Origin of the sequence: Mesorhizobium sp. M1D.F.Ca.ET.231.01.1.1, from assembly GCF_003999155.2 — a bacterium.
Taxonomy (GTDB): domain Bacteria; phylum Pseudomonadota; class Alphaproteobacteria; order Rhizobiales; family Rhizobiaceae; genus Mesorhizobium.
The window spans coordinates 324,314-341,548 of sequence record NZ_RZOZ02000002.1 but is presented as its reverse complement, the minus strand read 5'-3'; the positions used below and the strand labels follow the sequence as shown (position 1 = coordinate 341,548).

At 64.5% G+C, this 17,235-nt stretch carries 20 protein-coding genes; 5 read left to right on the top strand and 15 right to left on the bottom strand.

The window, feature by feature from the left end; translation table 11 throughout:
• Positions 1-41: 41 nt before the first annotated feature.
• The 3 genes from EN874_RS08075 to EN874_RS08060 all read right to left on the bottom strand — a co-directional run bounded on the left by EN874_RS08075 (position 42) and on the right by EN874_RS08060 (position 2,700).
• Positions 42-1,235, bottom strand: coding sequence for an MFS transporter (locus tag EN874_RS08075; protein WP_127425911.1), 1,194 nt, complete (start codon positions 1,233-1,235; stop codon positions 42-44).
• Positions 1,236-1,566: 331 nt separating this feature from the next.
• Positions 1,567-1,875 carry a DUF1244 domain-containing protein gene (locus tag EN874_RS08065; RefSeq protein WP_127425913.1) on the bottom strand — a complete coding sequence of 103 codons (309 nt, stop codon included), beginning with the start codon at positions 1,873-1,875 and terminating at the stop codon, positions 1,567-1,569.
• Positions 1,876-1,902: 27 nt separating this feature from the next.
• Positions 1,903-2,700, bottom strand: coding sequence for an N-formylglutamate amidohydrolase (locus EN874_RS08060; RefSeq protein WP_127425914.1), 798 nt, complete (start codon positions 2,698-2,700; stop codon positions 1,903-1,905).
• Between the two features lie 349 nt (positions 2,701-3,049).
• On the opposite strand from EN874_RS08060, the gene EN874_RS08055 reads away from it, so the two are divergent.
• On the top strand, positions 3,050-3,538 hold the full coding sequence (locus EN874_RS08055) for a DUF1036 domain-containing protein (RefSeq protein WP_127426158.1): 489 nt from the start codon (positions 3,050-3,052) through the stop codon (positions 3,536-3,538).
• Positions 3,535-4,962 carry a pyruvate kinase gene (gene pyk / locus EN874_RS08050; RefSeq protein ID WP_127425915.1) on the top strand — a complete coding sequence of 476 codons (1,428 nt, stop codon included), beginning with the start codon at positions 3,535-3,537 and terminating at the stop codon, positions 4,960-4,962. The genes EN874_RS08055 and pyk overlap by 4 nt, the downstream gene beginning before the upstream one ends.
• Before the next feature lie 12 nt (positions 4,963-4,974).
• Here pyk and EN874_RS08045 read toward each other — a convergent pair whose 3' ends face one another.
• The 3 genes from EN874_RS08045 to ykgO all read right to left on the bottom strand — a co-directional run bounded on the left by EN874_RS08045 (position 4,975) and on the right by ykgO (position 7,304).
• The gene (locus tag EN874_RS08045) at positions 4,975-6,051 is read right to left on the bottom strand and encodes an alpha/beta hydrolase (protein ID WP_127425916.1); all 1,077 of its coding nucleotides are present in this window, start codon (positions 6,049-6,051) and stop codon (positions 4,975-4,977) included.
• Positions 6,052-6,404: 353 nt separating this feature from the next.
• Complete coding sequence (locus tag EN874_RS08035; RefSeq protein ID WP_127425918.1) at positions 6,405-7,025, bottom strand: hypothetical protein; 621 nt, start codon at positions 7,023-7,025, stop codon at positions 6,405-6,407.
• A 153-nt stretch (positions 7,026-7,178) separates the two neighbouring features.
• Entirely contained in the window at positions 7,179-7,304 is a 126-nt protein-coding gene (ykgO, locus tag EN874_RS08030) for a type B 50S ribosomal protein L36 (protein ID WP_040974291.1), read from the bottom strand.
• A 245-nt stretch (positions 7,305-7,549) separates the two neighbouring features.
• Here ykgO and EN874_RS08025 point away from each other — a divergent pair, with 245 nt between their 5' ends.
• Positions 7,550-7,972: a lysozyme inhibitor LprI family protein gene (locus EN874_RS08025; RefSeq protein ID WP_127425919.1), complete on the top strand. Its 423-nt coding sequence runs from the start codon at positions 7,550-7,552 to the stop codon at positions 7,970-7,972.
• 6 nt (positions 7,973-7,978) lie between these two features.
• Here EN874_RS08025 and EN874_RS08020 read toward each other — a convergent pair whose 3' ends face one another.
• The 3 genes from EN874_RS08020 to EN874_RS08010 form a co-directional block, all read right to left on the bottom strand.
• A complete protein-coding gene (locus EN874_RS08020) occupies positions 7,979-9,055 on the bottom strand; it encodes a 5-(carboxyamino)imidazole ribonucleotide synthase (protein ID WP_127425920.1) in 1,077 nt (358 codons plus the stop codon).
• Positions 9,052-9,549 (bottom strand): 5-(carboxyamino)imidazole ribonucleotide mutase, encoded by a 498-nt coding sequence (gene purE / locus EN874_RS08015; RefSeq protein WP_127425921.1) that lies wholly within the window; start codon positions 9,547-9,549, stop codon positions 9,052-9,054. Before purE ends, EN874_RS08020 begins: the two co-directional genes overlap by 4 nt.
• An 89-nt stretch (positions 9,550-9,638) precedes the next feature.
• Positions 9,639-10,388 carry a glucose 1-dehydrogenase gene (locus tag EN874_RS08010; protein WP_127425922.1) on the bottom strand — a complete coding sequence of 250 codons (750 nt, stop codon included), beginning with the start codon at positions 10,386-10,388 and terminating at the stop codon, positions 9,639-9,641.
• Positions 10,389-10,486: 98 nt separating this feature from the next.
• Here EN874_RS08010 and EN874_RS08005 point away from each other — a divergent pair, with 98 nt between their 5' ends.
• Positions 10,487-11,398, top strand: coding sequence for a LysR family transcriptional regulator (locus EN874_RS08005; RefSeq protein WP_127425923.1), 912 nt, complete (start codon positions 10,487-10,489; stop codon positions 11,396-11,398).
• Between the two features lie 53 nt (positions 11,399-11,451).
• Here EN874_RS08005 and EN874_RS08000 read toward each other — a convergent pair whose 3' ends face one another.
• The 6 genes from EN874_RS08000 to EN874_RS07975 form a co-directional block, all read right to left on the bottom strand.
• The gene (locus EN874_RS08000) at positions 11,452-12,627 is read right to left on the bottom strand and encodes an aminotransferase class V-fold PLP-dependent enzyme (RefSeq protein ID WP_245513524.1); all 1,176 of its coding nucleotides are present in this window, start codon (positions 12,625-12,627) and stop codon (positions 11,452-11,454) included.
• A gap of 42 nt (positions 12,628-12,669) precedes the next feature.
• Positions 12,670-13,131, bottom strand: coding sequence for a RidA family protein (locus tag EN874_RS07995; protein ID WP_127425925.1), 462 nt, complete (start codon positions 13,129-13,131; stop codon positions 12,670-12,672).
• Positions 13,132-13,199: 68 nt separating this feature from the next.
• Positions 13,200-13,994, bottom strand: a complete 795-nt coding sequence (locus EN874_RS07990) for an amino acid ABC transporter ATP-binding protein (RefSeq protein WP_127425926.1) — start codon at positions 13,992-13,994, stop codon at positions 13,200-13,202.
• A gap of 4 nt (positions 13,995-13,998) precedes the next feature.
• On the bottom strand, positions 13,999-14,649 hold the full coding sequence (locus EN874_RS07985; RefSeq protein WP_127425927.1) for an amino acid ABC transporter permease: 651 nt from the start codon (positions 14,647-14,649) through the stop codon (positions 13,999-14,001).
• Complete coding sequence (locus EN874_RS07980; RefSeq protein WP_127425928.1) at positions 14,649-15,314, bottom strand: amino acid ABC transporter permease; 666 nt, start codon at positions 15,312-15,314, stop codon at positions 14,649-14,651. The genes EN874_RS07985 and EN874_RS07980 overlap by 1 nt, the downstream gene beginning before the upstream one ends.
• 123 nt (positions 15,315-15,437) lie before the next feature.
• Entirely contained in the window at positions 15,438-16,310 is an 873-nt protein-coding gene (locus EN874_RS07975) for a transporter substrate-binding domain-containing protein (RefSeq protein WP_127425929.1), read from the bottom strand.
• 124 nt (positions 16,311-16,434) lie between these two features.
• On the opposite strand from EN874_RS07975, the gene EN874_RS07970 reads away from it, so the two are divergent.
• Complete coding sequence (locus tag EN874_RS07970) at positions 16,435-17,235, top strand: IclR family transcriptional regulator (RefSeq protein ID WP_127425930.1); 801 nt, start codon at positions 16,435-16,437, stop codon at positions 17,233-17,235.

Genomic DNA, 17,235 nt, shown 5'->3' with positions numbered 1-17,235 from the left:
ACATCATGCTCTATTTCTCTGATCCTAGAGCCGGATGGATTTCAGGTCGGATCGACCTGAAATCCATCCGGCTCGGGCGCGAATTCGGCCCGCTGAGCGAGGCTCGCCATCAACAGCACGATGACCAGCAGGCCGGAAAGCGCGATGAAGATCGGGCCGAAGCTCGAGTGCTCCGCGACGAAGCCGATCGCCGACGGCGCCACCAGGATGCCGGAATAGCCCATCGTGGTGACCACGCTCATGCCGGTGCCCGACGACATGCCTTCCTGGTTGCCGCCGGCCGAGAACAGGATCGGCACCATGTTGGCGATGCCGAAGCCGCAGAAGGCGAATGCGGCAATGGCGAGATAAGGCGAAGGCGAGAGGCCGGCCACGAGCATGCCGGCGGCGGCGACAAGCGCCGAGCCGCGCAGCGTCGCCACCGCGCCGAAGTGGTTGCGTACGCCGTCGCCCAGGAAACGCATCAGCGCCATGACACCGGAGAAGGCGGCATAGGCAAGGCCGGCAATCGCAAGGTCGGCGCCGAGCTCCTGTTGGAGATAGAGCGCCGCCCAGTCGAGCACCGCGCCCTCGGATACCATGGTGAGCAGCGCCATCAGCCCGACCAGATAGACGATCGTGTGGCGCGGCAGCGTGAACTTCCGATGCTCGGCGGCCTGCGGCCTGTCCTCGGCGATCAAATAGCCGATCGCGAAAGCGATCAGAGCGAAGGCGATCGCCGTCACGACGATCGCATGCGCCAGATAGCCGTAGTTCTGGATCGTGTAGCCGCCCAACGCGCCGCCGGCGAAGCCGCCCAGGCTCCAGAAGCCATGCGAGGACGACATGATCGCCCGCGACAGTCGCCGTTCGACGACCACGGCGTTGGAGTTCATGGCGACGTCCATACCGCCGATCGATCCGCCGAAGATGAGCATGGCGATTGCCGCGAGCGGCACATTGGGCGCGAGCGCCACGACCAGCAGGCCGAAACTGCCGCAAACGCCGAACCAGCACAGCACGGCGCGCGGGCCGTGTCTGGAGATGAGATGGCCGCACCAGGTCATCGCCATCACCGCGCCGACGCCGAACAAAAGGATCAGCAGGCCGAGGGTGAATTTCGAGAGGTCCAGCCTGGTGAGGAACACCGGGATCTGCGGCGCCCAGCTGCCGGTGAGGAAGCCATTGGCAAGGAAGATGCCGGCAACAGCCCAGCGGCCGCGCGTCGCGGCATGCATTGTTGTTTGCGCGCTCATGCTCTGAAACCCGGTGCGCCGTGGATTTGGGCGGCAAATTAGATCGATTCAATTGGCGGTCAAGAACCTGACCGCCAAAGCTTGTGGGCCAAGTCGAAGAGCAAATGACAAAACCGTTCGGCAGCGATCCTTCGCGCCCCCCTCTGTCCTGCCGGACATCTCCCCCACGAGGGGGGAGATTGGCTGTTCCAGCGCACCGCCGTATCCTGCAACGTTGGAGATTTGCGAAAGCCGACGTGACGTCTGATCTCCCCCAAGTGGGGGAGATGGCCGGCAGGCCAGAGGGGGGCGCTGTCCCGCCAGCGTTAAGCCTTGTGCATTGCGCGATAATTCAATGATCCTTCGGCCGCTTCGCCTCGAACTCGGCCTTCTTGGCGTCCGACGCCTCCGTCTGGTTGAGCGCCTGCCACTCGCCATAGGGCATGCCGTAGATGATCTCGCGCGATTCATCCTTGGAGAGCGCGACGCCGTCGGCCTCGGCTGCCTCGCGATACCAGTTCGACAGGCAGTTGCGGCAGAAGCCGGCGAGGTTCATGAGGTCGATATTCTGGACGTCGCCGCGCTCGCGCAGGTGATCGACCAGCCGGCGGAAAGCGGCGGCCTCGAAATCGCGTTTCTGTTCGTCGCTGAGTTCGGTCATTTCGTAGATCCTGGCCTGACGGCCTTTTCACACCGGCCCTGTGCGCGAGCCGAACATCTTCACCTGGTGTATATCGGCACGGCGGTCGATGGCGTCAACGATCGGGGCCAGCCGTTCCGCCCATGCGAGAGCGCCGGCGCGGTTGGCGATCAGGTCCTGGCGGATCTCGATCAGCGCATGGGCGTAACCGTTGACGATGGCGTGGCGGAACATGGTGTCGCCGCGCAGCGCGCCGTCATAGGGTTCGTTGTCGCCGACGACGAGCGCCTTGTCGGCGGCCAGCATGTCGATCAGCGGCCGCGCCACGCGGTCGTCGCGGTCCCACAGGATGCCGACATGCCAGGGGCGGATGAAGCCTTGCATGCGCGGGGTGAAAGAGTGCACCGAGAAGATAAAGGGCGCTTTCCCGGAAGCGTGCGCCACCGAGGAAATCATCGCCCCGACGGCGTCGTGATAGGGCCGGTAGAAGCGGTCGAGGCGCTTCTCCCGCTCGTCTTCGGCCATGGGATAGTTTCCCGGCACGATGGTGCCGTCATAGAGCTGGCGGATCAGCGTTGGGTCGTCCTCGCCGCGGTTGGGGTCGATCAGAAGCCGGGAGAAGCCGGCAAGCAGGGCCGGCGCGTCGAGCGCCGCCGCCAGCTCGCGGGTGACCGTCTCGACGCCGATGTCATAGGCGATGTGGCGCTCGAACTCCGCCGCCGGCAGGCCGAGGCTGCCATACTCTTCCGGCAGGTCGCGGCGGGCATGATCGGCCAGAAGCACGATGCCTTTCTTGCGGTCGCCCTCGACGATGTCGAAAGGCGCGAAAGCTGTGGATCGGGTCATCGGCTGAAAACGGGTCCGTTCGCTGGCGTTCGGGCAGGGTGTTATGGTCATTCCACGAAGAGGACTGAGGCGCAATGCCGTTGTTTGGCCACGGTTTCTGCAAAAAATCCCGAATGGGACGACTGACCGCACGCCTGCAGCGCCGCGCGTCCTCTTGGACGCGCAAAGGACGCTGTGGCACTTTGATTTTAGCGCATGATCCTTTCCGGAAATCGATTCCGATCTTCGGGGTCATGCGCGAGCCTTTCTAAATCGATTGGAATTGAACAAAACGGCGCGTTGACATGCGCCCGGAGTTTGCTGAAAAGGGCTTCAAGAGATGCAGATGTGGTTCGCGAAGGGATTTGGGATGGGTTTCGCCGGCAGGCCGCGCAAGCGCCTGACCCTGCCGCTCCTGATCTTTGGCGCGGTTCTCGGCGCGCTTTGCGCGACCTCGCCGGCGCGCGCCGACTTCCGCGTCTGCAACGCGACGCAGAACCTGGTCGGCGTCGGCATCGGCTATCGCGCCAAGGCCGGCTGGATCACCGAAGGCTGGTGGCATATCGAAGGATCGACCTGCAAGACGCTGATCGAGGGACCGCTGTCATCAAGGTTTTACTATCTTTATGCAGAAGACGCCGAGCGCGGCGGACGTTGGGACGGCCCGATCAACATGTGCGTCGCCGAAAAAGAGTTCAAGATCGCCGGCGTGAATGATTGCGTCGCCCGGGGCTTCCAGCGCGCCGGATTTCAGGAATATGACACGGGCGAGCAGGCAAGCTGGATGGTCCAGCTGACCGACGAGCCCGCAACGGGAGGCGCGTCAGCGACCCCCGCCCCGGGAACGAACAGTCAATGAGACGCAACCGCAAGGTCAAGATCCTCGCCACCATCGGTCCGGCTTCCTCGTCCGAGGAGATGTTGAAGAAGCTCTTCGAGGCGGGCGCCGACGTCTTCCGCATCAACATGAGCCATACCGACCACGAGCTGATGCGCACGCTGGTCGGCCGCATCCGCGCCGTCGAGGCCGCCGTCGGCCGGCCGATCGGCATCCTGGCCGACCTGCAGGGGCCGAAGCTCAGGGTTGGCAAGTTCGCCAATGGCAAGGAAGCGCTGACCGTCGGCCAGACCTTCACGCTCGACGACAATCCGGAGCCCGGCACGTCCAGCCGTGTCTACCTGCCGCATCCTGAAATCCTGAGCTCGGTCGAGGCCGGTCACCGTCTCCTGATCGACGACGGCAAGCTGGAGCTCAAGGCTCTGAGGAGCGACGGCAAGTCGATCACCTGCACGGTCGTCGCCGGCACCGGCATTTCCGACAAGAAGGGCGTCAGCCTGCCCGACACCGACCTGCCGGTCGGGGCGCTGACCGAGAAGGACCGCGCCGATCTCGACGCGGTGCTCGCGGCAAACGTCGACTGGGTGGCGCTGTCCTTCGTGCAGCGGCCGGAGGATCTGGCCGAAGCGCGCAAGATCGCGCGCGGCCGGGCCCTGATCATGGCCAAGATCGAAAAGCCGCAGGCAGTCGCCCGTCTGGCCGAGATCATCGAGCTGTCCGACGCGTTGATGGTCGCGCGCGGCGATCTCGGTGTCGAGATGCCGCTGGAAGCCGTGCCCGGCATCCAGAAGCAGATCACGCGCGCGGCGCGCCGCGCCGGCAAGCCGGTGGTGATCGCCACCCAGATGCTGGAATCGATGATCACCGCGCCCGTGCCGACCCGTGCCGAGGTATCGGACGTATCGATCGCCGTGTTCGAGGGCGCGGACGCGATCATGCTTTCCGCCGAATCCGCCGCCGGCGCCTATCCGGTCGAGGCTGTCGCCATGATGAACCGCATCGCCACCAAGGTCGAAACCGACCCGACCTATGCCGGCATCATCAACGCCCAGCGCTCGGAGCCGGAAGCGACCGGAGCGGACGCGATTTCGCTGGCCGCCCGTGAGATCGCCGAGACGCTGAAACTGTCGGCGATCATCACCTACACCGCCTCCGGCACCACTGGGCTGCGCGCCGCGCGCGAGCGGCCGCAGGTGCCGATCGTGGCGCTGTCGCCGATCGTCAACACGGCGCGGCGGCTGTCGCTCTTGTGGGGCACGCATTGCGTGGTCTCGGAGGACGCCATCGACCTAGACGACATGGTCGACCGGGCCTGCCGCATCGCGCTCGACGAAGGTTTCGGCAAGCCGGGCGACCGGATCATCATCACGGCCGGCGTGCCGCTCAGGACACCCGGCTCGACCAACATGCTGCGGATTGCCTATGTCGGGTCGGAAACGCATTAGGTATGCCGATATTCAGGTGAGGCCGCCCGGCGCGAGTTCCACGTCCGGAACCTTGAGCTCGGGGCATCTGCCGGTGCCTTGCGTGTCGTCGGCAATCCGCTCCTCTACCATGCCGGCCATAGCCTGCAGATCGATGTCCTTGCCCGCGACCTTGTCGATGGCGCCGACGACGAGATCGGGCGCGACCCAGTCCGGTTTGTGGCCGAGGTTGCGGACCCAGACCAATTCGGCGCCGGGAACGTCGCGCTCCAGGCCGATCGAATGGATCGTCGCGTAGACCACCTTGTCGCGATCGCCCGAGATGACGACCGTCGGCACCTTGAGTTCACGGTACCCGGGCGAGGCCGCGCGCACATAGTCATATAACTGGGCCACATCGCGGGCGTTGGCGCGGAACGCCGGCGGCCTCAACACCAAGGGGATCGCGGCCTTTTCGATGTAGTCCTGCGGCGCATTGTTAGGCGAAAAGACGCAGGCCGTCGCGTCGCCGATCTGCAGCATGCCCGCCGGATAGGCAATCGTCTCGGAAAACAGCCAGCCGACCACCGGCATGGCGGTCAGCTTGTAGTACCAGGCCGTCGCGCCGCCCGGCCAGGGATGGCTGACGGGCGCCAGGAAGACGAGGCCGAGCGTCTTTTCCGGGTGTTTTCGAGCAAAGGCGGTGGTAACCGCGCCGCCGAAGGAATGGCCGACGATGACGGCTCCGGCGATGCCGAGGCGATCCATCAGCGCGGCGATGGTGTCGGCCTGCGCGGCAAGCGTTTCGTTGTTGCCCGCCCCGCGCTCCGACCAGCCGAAACCCGGCCGGTCGAGGAAGAGCAACTCGGCGCGGCCTTCGAGCAGGGGCTGCAGCGGCAGCATCTGGTCCTTCAGATTGGCGCTGGCGCCATGGATGAAGACGACCGGCGGCAGGTCGGCGGCTGGGGCGGCTGGAATGTGGACGTAGTGGATACTGGCGCCGTCAATGTCGGCGAATCGGCCGACCGGAGGGTTGCGGCGCTCGACCAGCCAGGCACCGGTACGGGTGACGCCGGCGAGGGCGAAGACGAGTGCGGTAAGGAAGAGGAGCGCGGCGCAGATGAGGTTCATGCGGAGGAGATACGGGCGAAGGGCGGAATTGGTTTTGAGGGTGCTGTGACTTTGACAGGTTAGGGGCGTGTTGGCAGCCAGAATCTGGCTGGTCGTCGGTGAGCTATCGCAGACGTTCGAGATTGGCCGAAGCCCCTCAGCTTCGTCATCCACGGGCGGAGCGGGAGCGAAGCGGACGCGGAGACCCGAGGATCCATGCCGTGACGTCGATCGCAGGATGCAGCGGAGCAAAATTCTGCACCGTCGCGACGCTCCAAAGTAACGGCATGGATTCTAGGGTCTGCGCCGCGTCGCTTCGCTCCTTGCTCCGCCCTAGAATGACGAAGCAACTGACGCAGCACATCAGTTCCGAATCAAATGCCTTCGCCGGCCAGCTCTTCCGAAAGCGCCGATACCTGGTCCTGGGCGCTGCGCATCATCGGATAGATGGCGAGCACTTTCTGCCAGGCTTCCAGCGCCGACTGCTTGTGGCCGGTTTCGGTCATGATCTGCGCCAAGCCGGAAAGCGCGCCGAAATGGCGGGGTTCGAGATGCAGCGTATGGTCGATGTCCGACATCGACTTCCCGTAATTCTTCATCAGGAAATGCACGGTGGCGCGGCGATTCCAGCCTTCGGCATAGTCGGGCTGCAAGGTCACGACCTGGTCGAGGAAGTCGAGCGCGACGTCGAATTTCTGGTCTTCCGTCGCTTTTTGCGCCCACTGCATCATCAGGTCGATCGAGGCGCTGCCGGACTGGTTCCACTCGTTCCAGATGCGGCCGGCGATGCGTTCGGCGGCCTTTTCGTTGCGCTCGCGTTTGAGATCGCCAAAGAGCTGGTCGAGGCGCCCCTGCCTGGTCGAAGCGACGGGCGGCGGCGTGATGGCCGGCGGCGGCGGGGCGGCGGACGGCCGCGTGGCCTGATCCTCGGCCGACGCAGGCGAGGCAGCACATGCCAGGAGAACGCCGGTGAAGAATGCAAAAAGAATCCGCATCGCCGGAATCTAACGCCGGACGGCGGATCGTCAAAATGATTTTAGCGTGAGAGGGCCGGCGAACCGGCAATCGACATCAGCTCGGCGCGGCCTCTTCGTGCGTGTCGTTGCCCAGAACCCGGTTCTGGGCAACATGCAAGCCGCGCGCAGGTCTCAGCCCTGGCGCGCCTTGTAGCGCGGAGCGGTCTTGTTGATGATGTAGATGCGTCCCTTGCGGCGAACCAGCCGGTTGTCGCGGTGACGCGCCTTGAGCGCCTTGAGCGAATTCTTGATCTTCATGGTCTTGCCTGTTCGGTCGGGGGCCCGGTCCCGGGCCGAATTTTAAAGGCGCGCCCGAAAAAAGCGCGCCTTTGAACTTGCGTGGCTCATAAACGAGGAGCCTTGCCCGTGTCAACCGCAAGCGCGCAACTCTGATACCCTCAACTGGCGCGCTCATCAAATATTCGCCATCCGGATCGCGGCGCATTGCGCGACTCGGGAGCCGCTGGGATGCTGCCCCGACGCAAAGCGATTGGAGATCCAGCATGCGCCGTCTCTTCCTGCCAGCCAGCCTCGTCCTCCTGGCAACCGCCCCGGCAGCCTGGGGACAAGAATGCGACCGCAACGACGACAGCCAGTCGATGATGACGATTTGCGCCAACACCGACTATGAAGCGGCGGATGCCAAGCTCAACGCCGCCTACAAGGATATCGTCGGCGGCAATGACGAGAACGCCAACAAGCTGCTGCAGACGGCGCAACGCGCCTGGATCGCCTTCCGGGACGCCGAATGCGCCTATTCGACCGCCGACAGCGAGGGCGGCTCCATCCATCCGATGGAGGTTTCGCAATGCCTGACGGAGCTCACCAACGAGCGCGCCAAGCAGCTTACCTCCGGGCCAAACTGTCGGGACGGCGACCCGAGCTGCGCCAGCCCGGACGAGGACGAAGGCCAGGATATGCAGTAGTCGGGATTACCTCCGGCGAAGAATCCGGGTGAGATGGCCCATCTTGCGGCCGGGGCGGGACTCCGCCTTGCCGTAGAGATGCAGCATCAGGTCGGGCTCGGCGAGCAGCGCCGGGACCTTCAGCATGTCGTCGCCAACCAGGTTTTCCATGACGCAGTCGCAATGGCGGGCCGCTGAGCCCAGCGGCAGGCCGGCGACGGCGCGGATATGCTGCTCGAACTGCGAGACGGTTGCTGCGGCCTCGGTCCAGTGGCCGGAATTGTGGACGCGCGGCGCCAGCTCGTTGGCCAGCAGCGAGCCGTCGGCGAGGACGAAGAACTCGACGCCGATGACGCCGACATAGTCGAGCGCGGCGAGGATTTTTGCAGCCGCATCCTTGGCTGCCTCGGCCGTATCGGATTCAATGGCGGCAGGCAGGGTCGAAGTTCGCAGAATGCCTTCGCGGTGGACGTTCTCGGCCGGATCGTAGGCGGCCGTCGAACCGTCCTGTGCCCGCGCGGCGATCACCGAAATCTCGCGCTCGAAGGCGACCAGCGATTCGAGGATAAGCGGCACGTTGCCCATCGCCTCGCAGGTGCCGGCAAAGCCGCCGCTTTCCATGTTGCGGAAGACGCGCTGGCCCTTGCCGTCATAGCCCAGGCGGCGCGTCTTCAAGACGCCGCTGCCGCTGAATTTTTTCAGCGCCACAGTCAGCTGGTCGTCATCATCGACGGGGCAGAACTGCGCCGTCGGAATGCCGATGCCGTTCAGGAAACTCTTCTCGGTGACGCGATCCTGCGCGACTTCGAGCGCGCGGGCCGGCGGATGGACCGGAACGCGCGCGGCGAGCGTTTCGGCCGCTTGAACCGGAACGTTCTCGAATTCGTAGGTCACGACGGCGCTGGCGCCGGCCAGCTCAGCGAGCGCCGCGGCATCGTCATAGGCGGCGACGATCTGCCGGTTGGCGACCTGCGCCGCCGGGCAATCGGGCTGCGGTTCCAGCACGATCGTGCGATAGCCGAGGCGGGCGGCGGCCATCGCCAGCATGCGGCCGAGCTGGCCGCCGCCGATGATGCCGATGGTCGATCCGGGAGCCAGGCTCACGGCGTATCCGCCGGCTCGGCGGCGACTTTGGCGGTCTGGGCGGCGCGCCAGGCGTCGAGCCGGGCGGCGAGCTTTTCATCGTTCAGCGCCAGCACCGCTGCGGCGAGAAGCGCCGCATTGGCGGCCCCGGCCTTGCCGATGGCTAAAGTGCCGACCGGAATGCCGGCCGGCATCTGCACGATGGAAAGCAGCGAATCCTGGCCGGACAGCGCCTTGGATTCGACCGGCACGCCGAAGACGGGGAGCGGCGTCATTGCCGCCGTCATGCCGGGCAAATGCGCCGCGCCGCCTGCGCCGGCGATGATCACCTTGTAGCCGGCCGCCTTGGCGCCCTTGGCGAAGTCATAGAGGCGGTCGGGCGTGCGGTGCGCCGAGACGATCAGCCTTCTGTGCGGGATGCCCAGCGCGTCCAGCGTTTCGGCCGCCTGGCGCATCGTCGCCCAGTCGGACTGGCTGCCCATGATGATGGCGACGTCGGCACGCTGGTCGGTCAAGGTGTGGCTCCGCGGCGGCAAAGGCGCGCCTTAGCGGAATTCGCCAAAAGCCGCAAGGATTAGGTCTTGTGTGCCAGCCGGGCGCGCAGTTACTGCCAGCCGCCTGATGCGGCGATGCGCTCGCCGGTGAGCCAGGCTGCTTCGTCGGAGGCGAGGAAGACCGCTACGCGAGCGATGTCCTCCGGTTGGCCAAAACGGCCGAGGGGAGTCCGCTCGACGATCTGCTTCTCAAGTTCGCTGCCCATGATGCCGACACGCCTCAGTCCTTCGGTGTCCACCACGCCGGGCGCTATGGCATTGACACGAATGTTGCGGCGGCCGAGTTCCCTGGACATCGAAACAGTGATCGTATCCACGGCACCTTTGGTCGCGGCATAGACGAGTGAATTCGGTTGCGGATTTGAACTGGCAATCGAGCTGATGTTGATGATGCTGCCGCCGGCGGGGCCGAAATACCTGGCCGCTTCCTGGATGGTGAGGATCGGCCCAAGCACGTTAACGTCGAACTGACGGTGAAACCGCGCCTCCGTCACCGTTTCCAGTGGCTCAAACTCGAATACCCCGGCATTGTTTACCAAAATCGCGGGCGTACCGAACGAGGATTTTGCTGTCTCGAATAGACGGCGCACATCGACGGCTATCGATACGTCGCCCTGGACGGATATGGCTTCGCCGCCCTGCCGCTTGATCTGGCCCACCACCTGGTCGGCATCCATCTTCGATGAGGTGAAATTGACGACTACGGCGGCGCCGGCCGCTGCAAGCGCCTTGGCAATTGCTGCGCCGATACCTTTGGAACCACCCGTGACGATAGCGACCTTGTTGACCAGCTTGCTCATCAAATCTCTCCTTATGGCGATGACAGGCGCTATGTGGAGATGATTAGTTGACCGATTAGGGTTGATTTGGTGCGTTCTTTTTTTCCTGGAATTCCGGAATGACAACTATCCTTGAAAAAACCGCCGGCCTGGTCGCCTTCGTAAGGACCGTCGATGCCGGGTCGTTCCAAGCCGCGAGCCGCTTGCTTGGATCAAGCCCATCAGCGGTTTCGAAGAGCGTGGCGCGGCTCGAGCGACGGCTGGGGGTGCGGCTGATCCGCCGTTCGACGCGTCGGCTTGGGCTGACGAGCGAGGGCACAGCGTATTACGAGCGTGTCGCGCCTCTCTTGAGGGCGCTCGACGATGCAGAAGACACCGTCCGCGTGGCCGACAATGCGCGGGGCCTCTTGCGCGTCACCGCGCCTGTCGAACTTGGCCGCACCCTGATTGCTTCGTGGGCACAAATGTTCCTGGCCCGGCACCACGAAGTGAAGCTTGAGCTCAACGTTACCGACCGTCACGCCGACTTGATCCGGGAAGGCTACGATGTCGCGGTGAGGATGGGGGAGTTGTCGGACGTCGGCTTGCTCGCGCGAAAGATTGCCGATCTGCCGGTCGTGCTGGTCGCGTCCCCCGCCTACATCGAGCGGAAGGGTGACCCGAACTCAATCGAAGACTTGCGAAATCACGACTTTGTTCGTCATCAGATGCTGGGCCGGCCTTATCCGGTTGCCTTCGCCAACGGTGGCCGTGTTGTGCCGAACGGCCGTCTCGACACCGACGATGCCGGTGCAATTCGCCAAGCGGCGCTTGCCGGCGCGGGTATCGCACACCTCATGCAATTTGCGGTACAGGACGATCTCAGCTCAGGCCGGCTGGTCCGCGTGCTGACGCAAGCGAGCATGCCCGCCATACCTGTGCGTGCCGTTCATGCGTTCGGTCGGCAGGTGCCGGTCCGCGCCCGGCTGTTTATCGACTTCCTGTCAAAGCAGATGGCCGTGCTGACGAGGCCGGTGCAGCCAGACACTTGAAGTGGTGCTTGAAGTTCCTCTTCCGGAGCGGTCCTTGGGCGGGAGCAGCTGTGTCAATCCGGCCAGCGCAGCGCGCCGGCAGAATCCTTGCGGGCCGCTTTCATTGCATCTACGGGACGCTCCTTCGCCGTCAGCATGGCGCGCAGTTGCTCGGCCACGATCTCGGCTTCGCCGGGATGGAGGTTGCACGGATCGAGGAAGAAATGGCCGCGCTCGACCTCGTGGTTGCGCACAATGACCGGCGGCGAGCCGGCGGCCAAAGCCGAGGCGAGGCCGGCGGCGGTGAAGCGGCTTTCCGGGCGCACGAAGACCTGCAGGCGATCGAGCGGATTGGCGGTCGGGTCGGGGATGATCTCAGCGCCGATGCCGGGAATGCCTTGCAGCGCGTCCTTCCACAGATTGAGCGCTGCCTCCTCGCGCCGGCGGATGCCGGCATGGTCGCGCTTCTCCCAGGCTTCGAGCGCGGCCATGGTGCCGGCGATGCTTTCCTTGCCGACCTTCATGGCCCGCGCCACGCCGCGGTTTTGCAGATAAGCGGCGCGCACGAGTTCCTTGCGGCCGGTGACGATGCCGCTGGTCGGGCCGCTCAGGAATTTGTGGCCGCTGTAGACGACGACATCGGCGCCGCGCGCGAGGAAGCTGCGCAGATCGTATTCCGAAGCCGCATCGACGATCACCGGAATGTTTTTGGCGTGACAGATCTCGCAGAATTCCTCCAGCGAAAGCATGCCGTATTGCACGGTGTGGTGCGCGACGACGTAGAGTGCGGCCGCCGTGCGCTCGTTGATCGCCTCGCGCACGTGGTAATCCTGCGTGACGCTGACCGTGCCGGCGGGGATTACTTTGGCGCCGGCGACGCGGATCGACTGGTCGATCGGCGCGCCGTAATTGACGATATGGCCGAGCTGGATGACGACCTCGGACTTCAGCCCTTCGGTGTCGTCCGGCAGCCGTTCCATTGCCAAAAGGTTGGTGCCGGTCATCGCGCCGGCAATCGACATGGTGATGCCTGAGGCACAGCAGGCGGTGATGAAGCCGGCCTCGCCGCCGGTGAGGCGTGCGACGACCGCGCTCGCGGCGCGCTGCAGATCGTCCATCTCCACCCATTGCGAGGCGATCTCGGCCATGGCGCTGATCGCCTCGGGAACGATGATCGAGGCGCCCAGCGTCGTCATCGTGCCGGACACGTTGATGATCGGGCGAAGGCCAAGACGCTCGCGGATTGTCATGTTGGAGATCGTCATCTCAAGAAAATCCCATTCTGATAGGCCTTAGGCGGCGATCTCGACCACCGCCTCGATTTCGACCGTGATGTTGCCGGGCAGCGAGCCGACGCCGATGGCCGAGCGCGCGTGCCCGCCGATCCTATCAAAGACGTTGGCGAAAAGATCGGAGCATCCGTTGACCACTTTCGGGTGATCGCTGAAGGTCGGCGTCGCGTTGACGAAGCCGAGCAGTTTCACCACGCGCACGATGCGGCCGAGATCGCCCGCCGCCGCATGCATGACGGCAAGCAGATTGAGGCCGGTGAGGCGGGCATGCTCATAGGCCTGCGCGACGGTGACATCCTCGCCGACCTTGCCGGTGCAGAGCGTGCCGTCGGCGCGCAGCGGCCCCTGGCCGGAGAGGAAGATCAGCCGGCCGCTCTCGGCATGGGTAACGAAGTTGGCGATGGGCGTCGGCGGCTCGGGCAGCGTCAGGCCGAGTTCAGCGAGCCGGATGTAAGGCGTCATGCAAGAAGGCTCCCCAGGATGGCTTCAGCCATCCGTTGTCGACGATGAATGGCGAAGATCATCCGATTTCAGAAATGCGAGGCGCGGAAGCGCGCCAGGAAGGTACGCAATCGCTCGTTGGTCGTCTCCGAAGCGAGGACCTCCTTCGGCGGTCCGACGGCGCTGACGCCGCCATCGGCCATGAAGACGATGCGGCTGGACGCATCGCGGGCAAACGCCATTTCGTGCGTCACCATCACCATGGTCATGCCGTCTTCGGCGAGGCTCTTCACCACGGCCAGCACCTCGGCGACAAGCTCCGGGTCGAGTGCCGAAGTGATCTCGTCGAGCAGCAGGATTTTCGGTTCCATGGCGACCGCACGCGCAATGCCGACGCGCTGCTGCTGGCCGCCCGAAAGCTCGGCAGGCAGGCTGTCGGCCTTGTGGGCGAGACCGACACGGCCCAGCCAATGTTCGGCGATCGAGCGCGCCTCGGCATTGCTCTTGCCGCGCACCTTGGTGAGGCCGAGCATGATGTTGCCGGCGGCGGTCAGATGCGGGAAAAGGTTGAATCCCTGGAAGACCATGCCGGTCTCGGCGCGCATGGCGGCCAGGTCGCGTTCGCTGCGGCGCTGCCGTGCGCCGCCGTCGCGAAAACCGACCTCCTTGCCGTCGATGCGGATGGAGCCGCTGTCGTAGCTTTCAAGGAAGTTGACACAGCGCAGCAGCGTGGTCTTGCCGCTGCCGGACGGGCCGATGACGGTGACCACCTCGCCCTTGGCCACTTGCAGGCTGACCGAGCGCAGCACCCCGACGGAGCCGAAGGATTTCGAGACTTCGGCGATATCGAGAAGCGCCGGGCTGTTGTTCGAATTGTTGGCCATCGTGCTATTCCCGGATGAAGGCGAAACGCTGCTCCAGCCGGCGGCTGGCGTATGAAAGCGCGTAGTTGACGGCGAAATAGAGGAGGGCACCGAGGATATAGAGTGGCATCGCCTCATAGGTTCTGCCGATGACCTGGTTGATGGCCTGCATCAGGTCGGTGATGCCGAGCAGCGAAACCAGCGCGCTGCCCTTGACCGCGTCGGTGACGCCGTTGATCCAGGGCGGCAGGAAGCGGCGGAAGGCCTGCGGGAAGATGACGTAGGCGAGCCGCTGGCGGAAGGTCAGGCCGATCGCCATCGCCGCCTCGGACTGGCCCTTCGGGATGGAGGCGACGGCGCCGCGCAAATATTCGACCACCTGGGCGGTCTTGAACAAGGTCAGCGCCAGCACGGCGGCCCAGAAGGACTGCAAGTGCACGCCGACCGCCGGCAGACCGTAATAGACGAAGAAGATCAGCACCAGGATCGGGATGCCGCGAATGGTGTCGCTGAAGATGCGCACCGCCCAGCGCAACGGTGCCGGGCCGTAGACGAGGCCGACGCCAAGGATCACGCCGGCAATCAGCGACAGCACCACGACCAGCAAAGACACCCAGAGCGTCAGCGCGAAGCCTTCGGCAAGAAAGGGCAGGGCATAGGCGATCTGGCCAAGCATCAGCGCGCCGTCCTGTACCAGCGTTCGACAAGCCGCAGCGCGAAGAGAAGGGCATAGCCGGTCACCAGATACATCGCCGTCACCACGAGATAGACCTCGACGATGCGGAAGGTATTGAAGTTGATCCACTGGGCGCCATAGGTCAGCTCGGGCACCGAGATGACGGATGCGACGGAGGTGTCCTTGAACAGCGAGATGAACGTGTTCGACAGCGCCGGCAGCGTGATGCGCATCATCGTCGGCAGACGCACATGAAGCAGCCGCTGCCAGGGCGTGAGCCCGATCGCCTTGCCGGCGTCGATCTGGCCGCGAGGCACGGCCTCCAGGCCGGAGCGGAAAACTTCGACCAGATAGGCGCCGCTATAGAGCGCCAGCGTCGCCACGAAGGAGGTCTGTGCGCTGTAGGCGAGGTCGACGATGGTAGGCAGGCCGTAGAAGACCAGATAGACCAGCAGGATCAGCGGCACGTTGCGGATGAATTCGACATAGGTCGCGATGACGCCGCGTACGACGCGCCCGGCCGAGACGTACCAGACTGCCAGCACCAGCCCGATGACGATGCCGATGGCGATCGAGATCACGGCAAGCTCGAGGCTGAGCAGAAGCCCGCCCCACAGCTTGTCGAAATGCCGCCAGATCAGATTGAAATTGAGCGTATAGCCCATGCGTCCGTCTCAATGGCCCATGGTGGCGGATCCGGGATCCGACGCCGCTTGGCCTCCGTCGGGGAGAAACAGGCGAAAGGGCGTTTGCCGCGCCCTTCCGCCGACACCATCAGATGAGCTGTGTCATACGGCCGGGAAGCCCGGGTGGCGGAGTGGCGGCTCCTGGCCGAAATATTCCTTGAAGGCGGCGTCGTAGAGCGCCGTCTCATGGCCGAACATGGCGATGGTGAAGGTCTGGTTGACGAAAGTCAGCCAGTCGAGATCGCCTTGGCGAAGTGCAGCGCCGTAAAGCATCGAATACCAGCTCTTGCCGGCATCGAAATATTTGTCGGGGTTGCGCGAGGCGAGCCAGCGCACGGTGGAGAGGTCGACCGCGGCGGCGTCGACGCGCTTGGATTCCAGCGCCTGTAGGACGTTGGCCTGGGTGTCGATCTGCATCACCTGCGCCTGCGGCAAGGCGTAATGCACCGAAGTTTCGGCGTCGACATTCTGCAGGATCGAGACGCGCGTGGCGGAGCCGCCGGCAAGCAATTTGTCGAAGGTTTTGTTCTCGGAGCCGGGCAGCGTCAGCAGGGCGACGCCTTCGACATAATAGGGCCGCGAGAAGTGAATCAGCTGCGAGCGCTGCGCGTTCATGGTCATGAACTGGATGGTGATGTCGACCTTGTTGGTGGTCACATTCGGAATGCGCTGCGCCGGATCCTGGGTGACGAATTCGACCTTGGTCGGATCATCGAAAAGGCCCTTGGCGAGAATGCGGCCCATGGTGATGTCCATGCCTACCAGCTCGCCGGCATCGTTTTCGAAATGCCACGGCGCATTGGTGCTGCCGGTGCCGACAATCAGCTTGCCGCGATCGAGCGCGGTGCGCAGCACGCTGTCGGGCGCGGCTTGCGCGGCGGCCTTCTCGGCGCTGACCGCGGTGAGCGCGCCGGCGGTGGCAAGTCCCGCCATTCCCAATTTCAGAAAATCACGTCTTCCGGATGTGTCGTTCACGGCGACCTCCTTTCGTGTTGTGTTCCCCTTGCGAATACACGCGCCGGCAAGCGACAAAGCAGTTGTCTCTTACAAAGGACAAGTGTATCCTGTACAAGACAGATACTAGCATCAGGAATCGACAATGCAAGATGGCGAATCGCTAGCCGAGTGGCCGGCCGGCGGCATGGACGAGGAGAAGCCCGCGAATTCCCGTGAAAAGGGTCTCAACCGCGTGCTGCATATCCTGGAGTTCCTGCACGCCACGCAGCGCGCGATCGGCATCGGCGAGCTGGCCAAGGGACTAAACGCGCCGCGCTCGACGACCTACACGCTGGTGCGCGAGCTGGTCGATGCCGGGCTCCTCGAGATGACCGGCGACGGCAACCGCGTCTATTTCGGCAAGAAGCTCTACCTCTATGGAATGGCCTATATGCGCGGCAACGACCTGCTCAGGCGCGGACGGCAGGAGGTCGACACGCTGTCGCGCGAGACGGGCGAGACCTCGGAGCTGTGCATGCTGCAGAGCGGCCGCTACACGATCGTCCATTCGAGCCCCGGAACGCGACCTTTCCGCATCAGCTCGGCCACCGGCCTGCAGATACCGCTTCCCTGGACGGCTTCCGGTCGGCTGCTGCTCGCGGGCCTCGACCGCAGCCGGATCGAAGCCATGATGTCCGAGGACGACCTCGTGCTGCCGGACGGCCGCAAGATCGAGCTCGACGACTTCATCGACGACATAGGAAGAGCCCGCGTCACCGGCTATTGCGTGACCTCGGGCCTTGTCGACGCCTACACCAAATGCCTGGCGGCGCCGGTCTTTTCGGCGCCCGGCAAGGTCGAGGCGACAATGTGCCTGGTGGTGCCGATCGACACGTCGCAAGAGCGGACAGGCGAACTGGTCGCGCTGCTGCGCGAGCGCGCCGCGCGGCTGTCGATCTCGTAG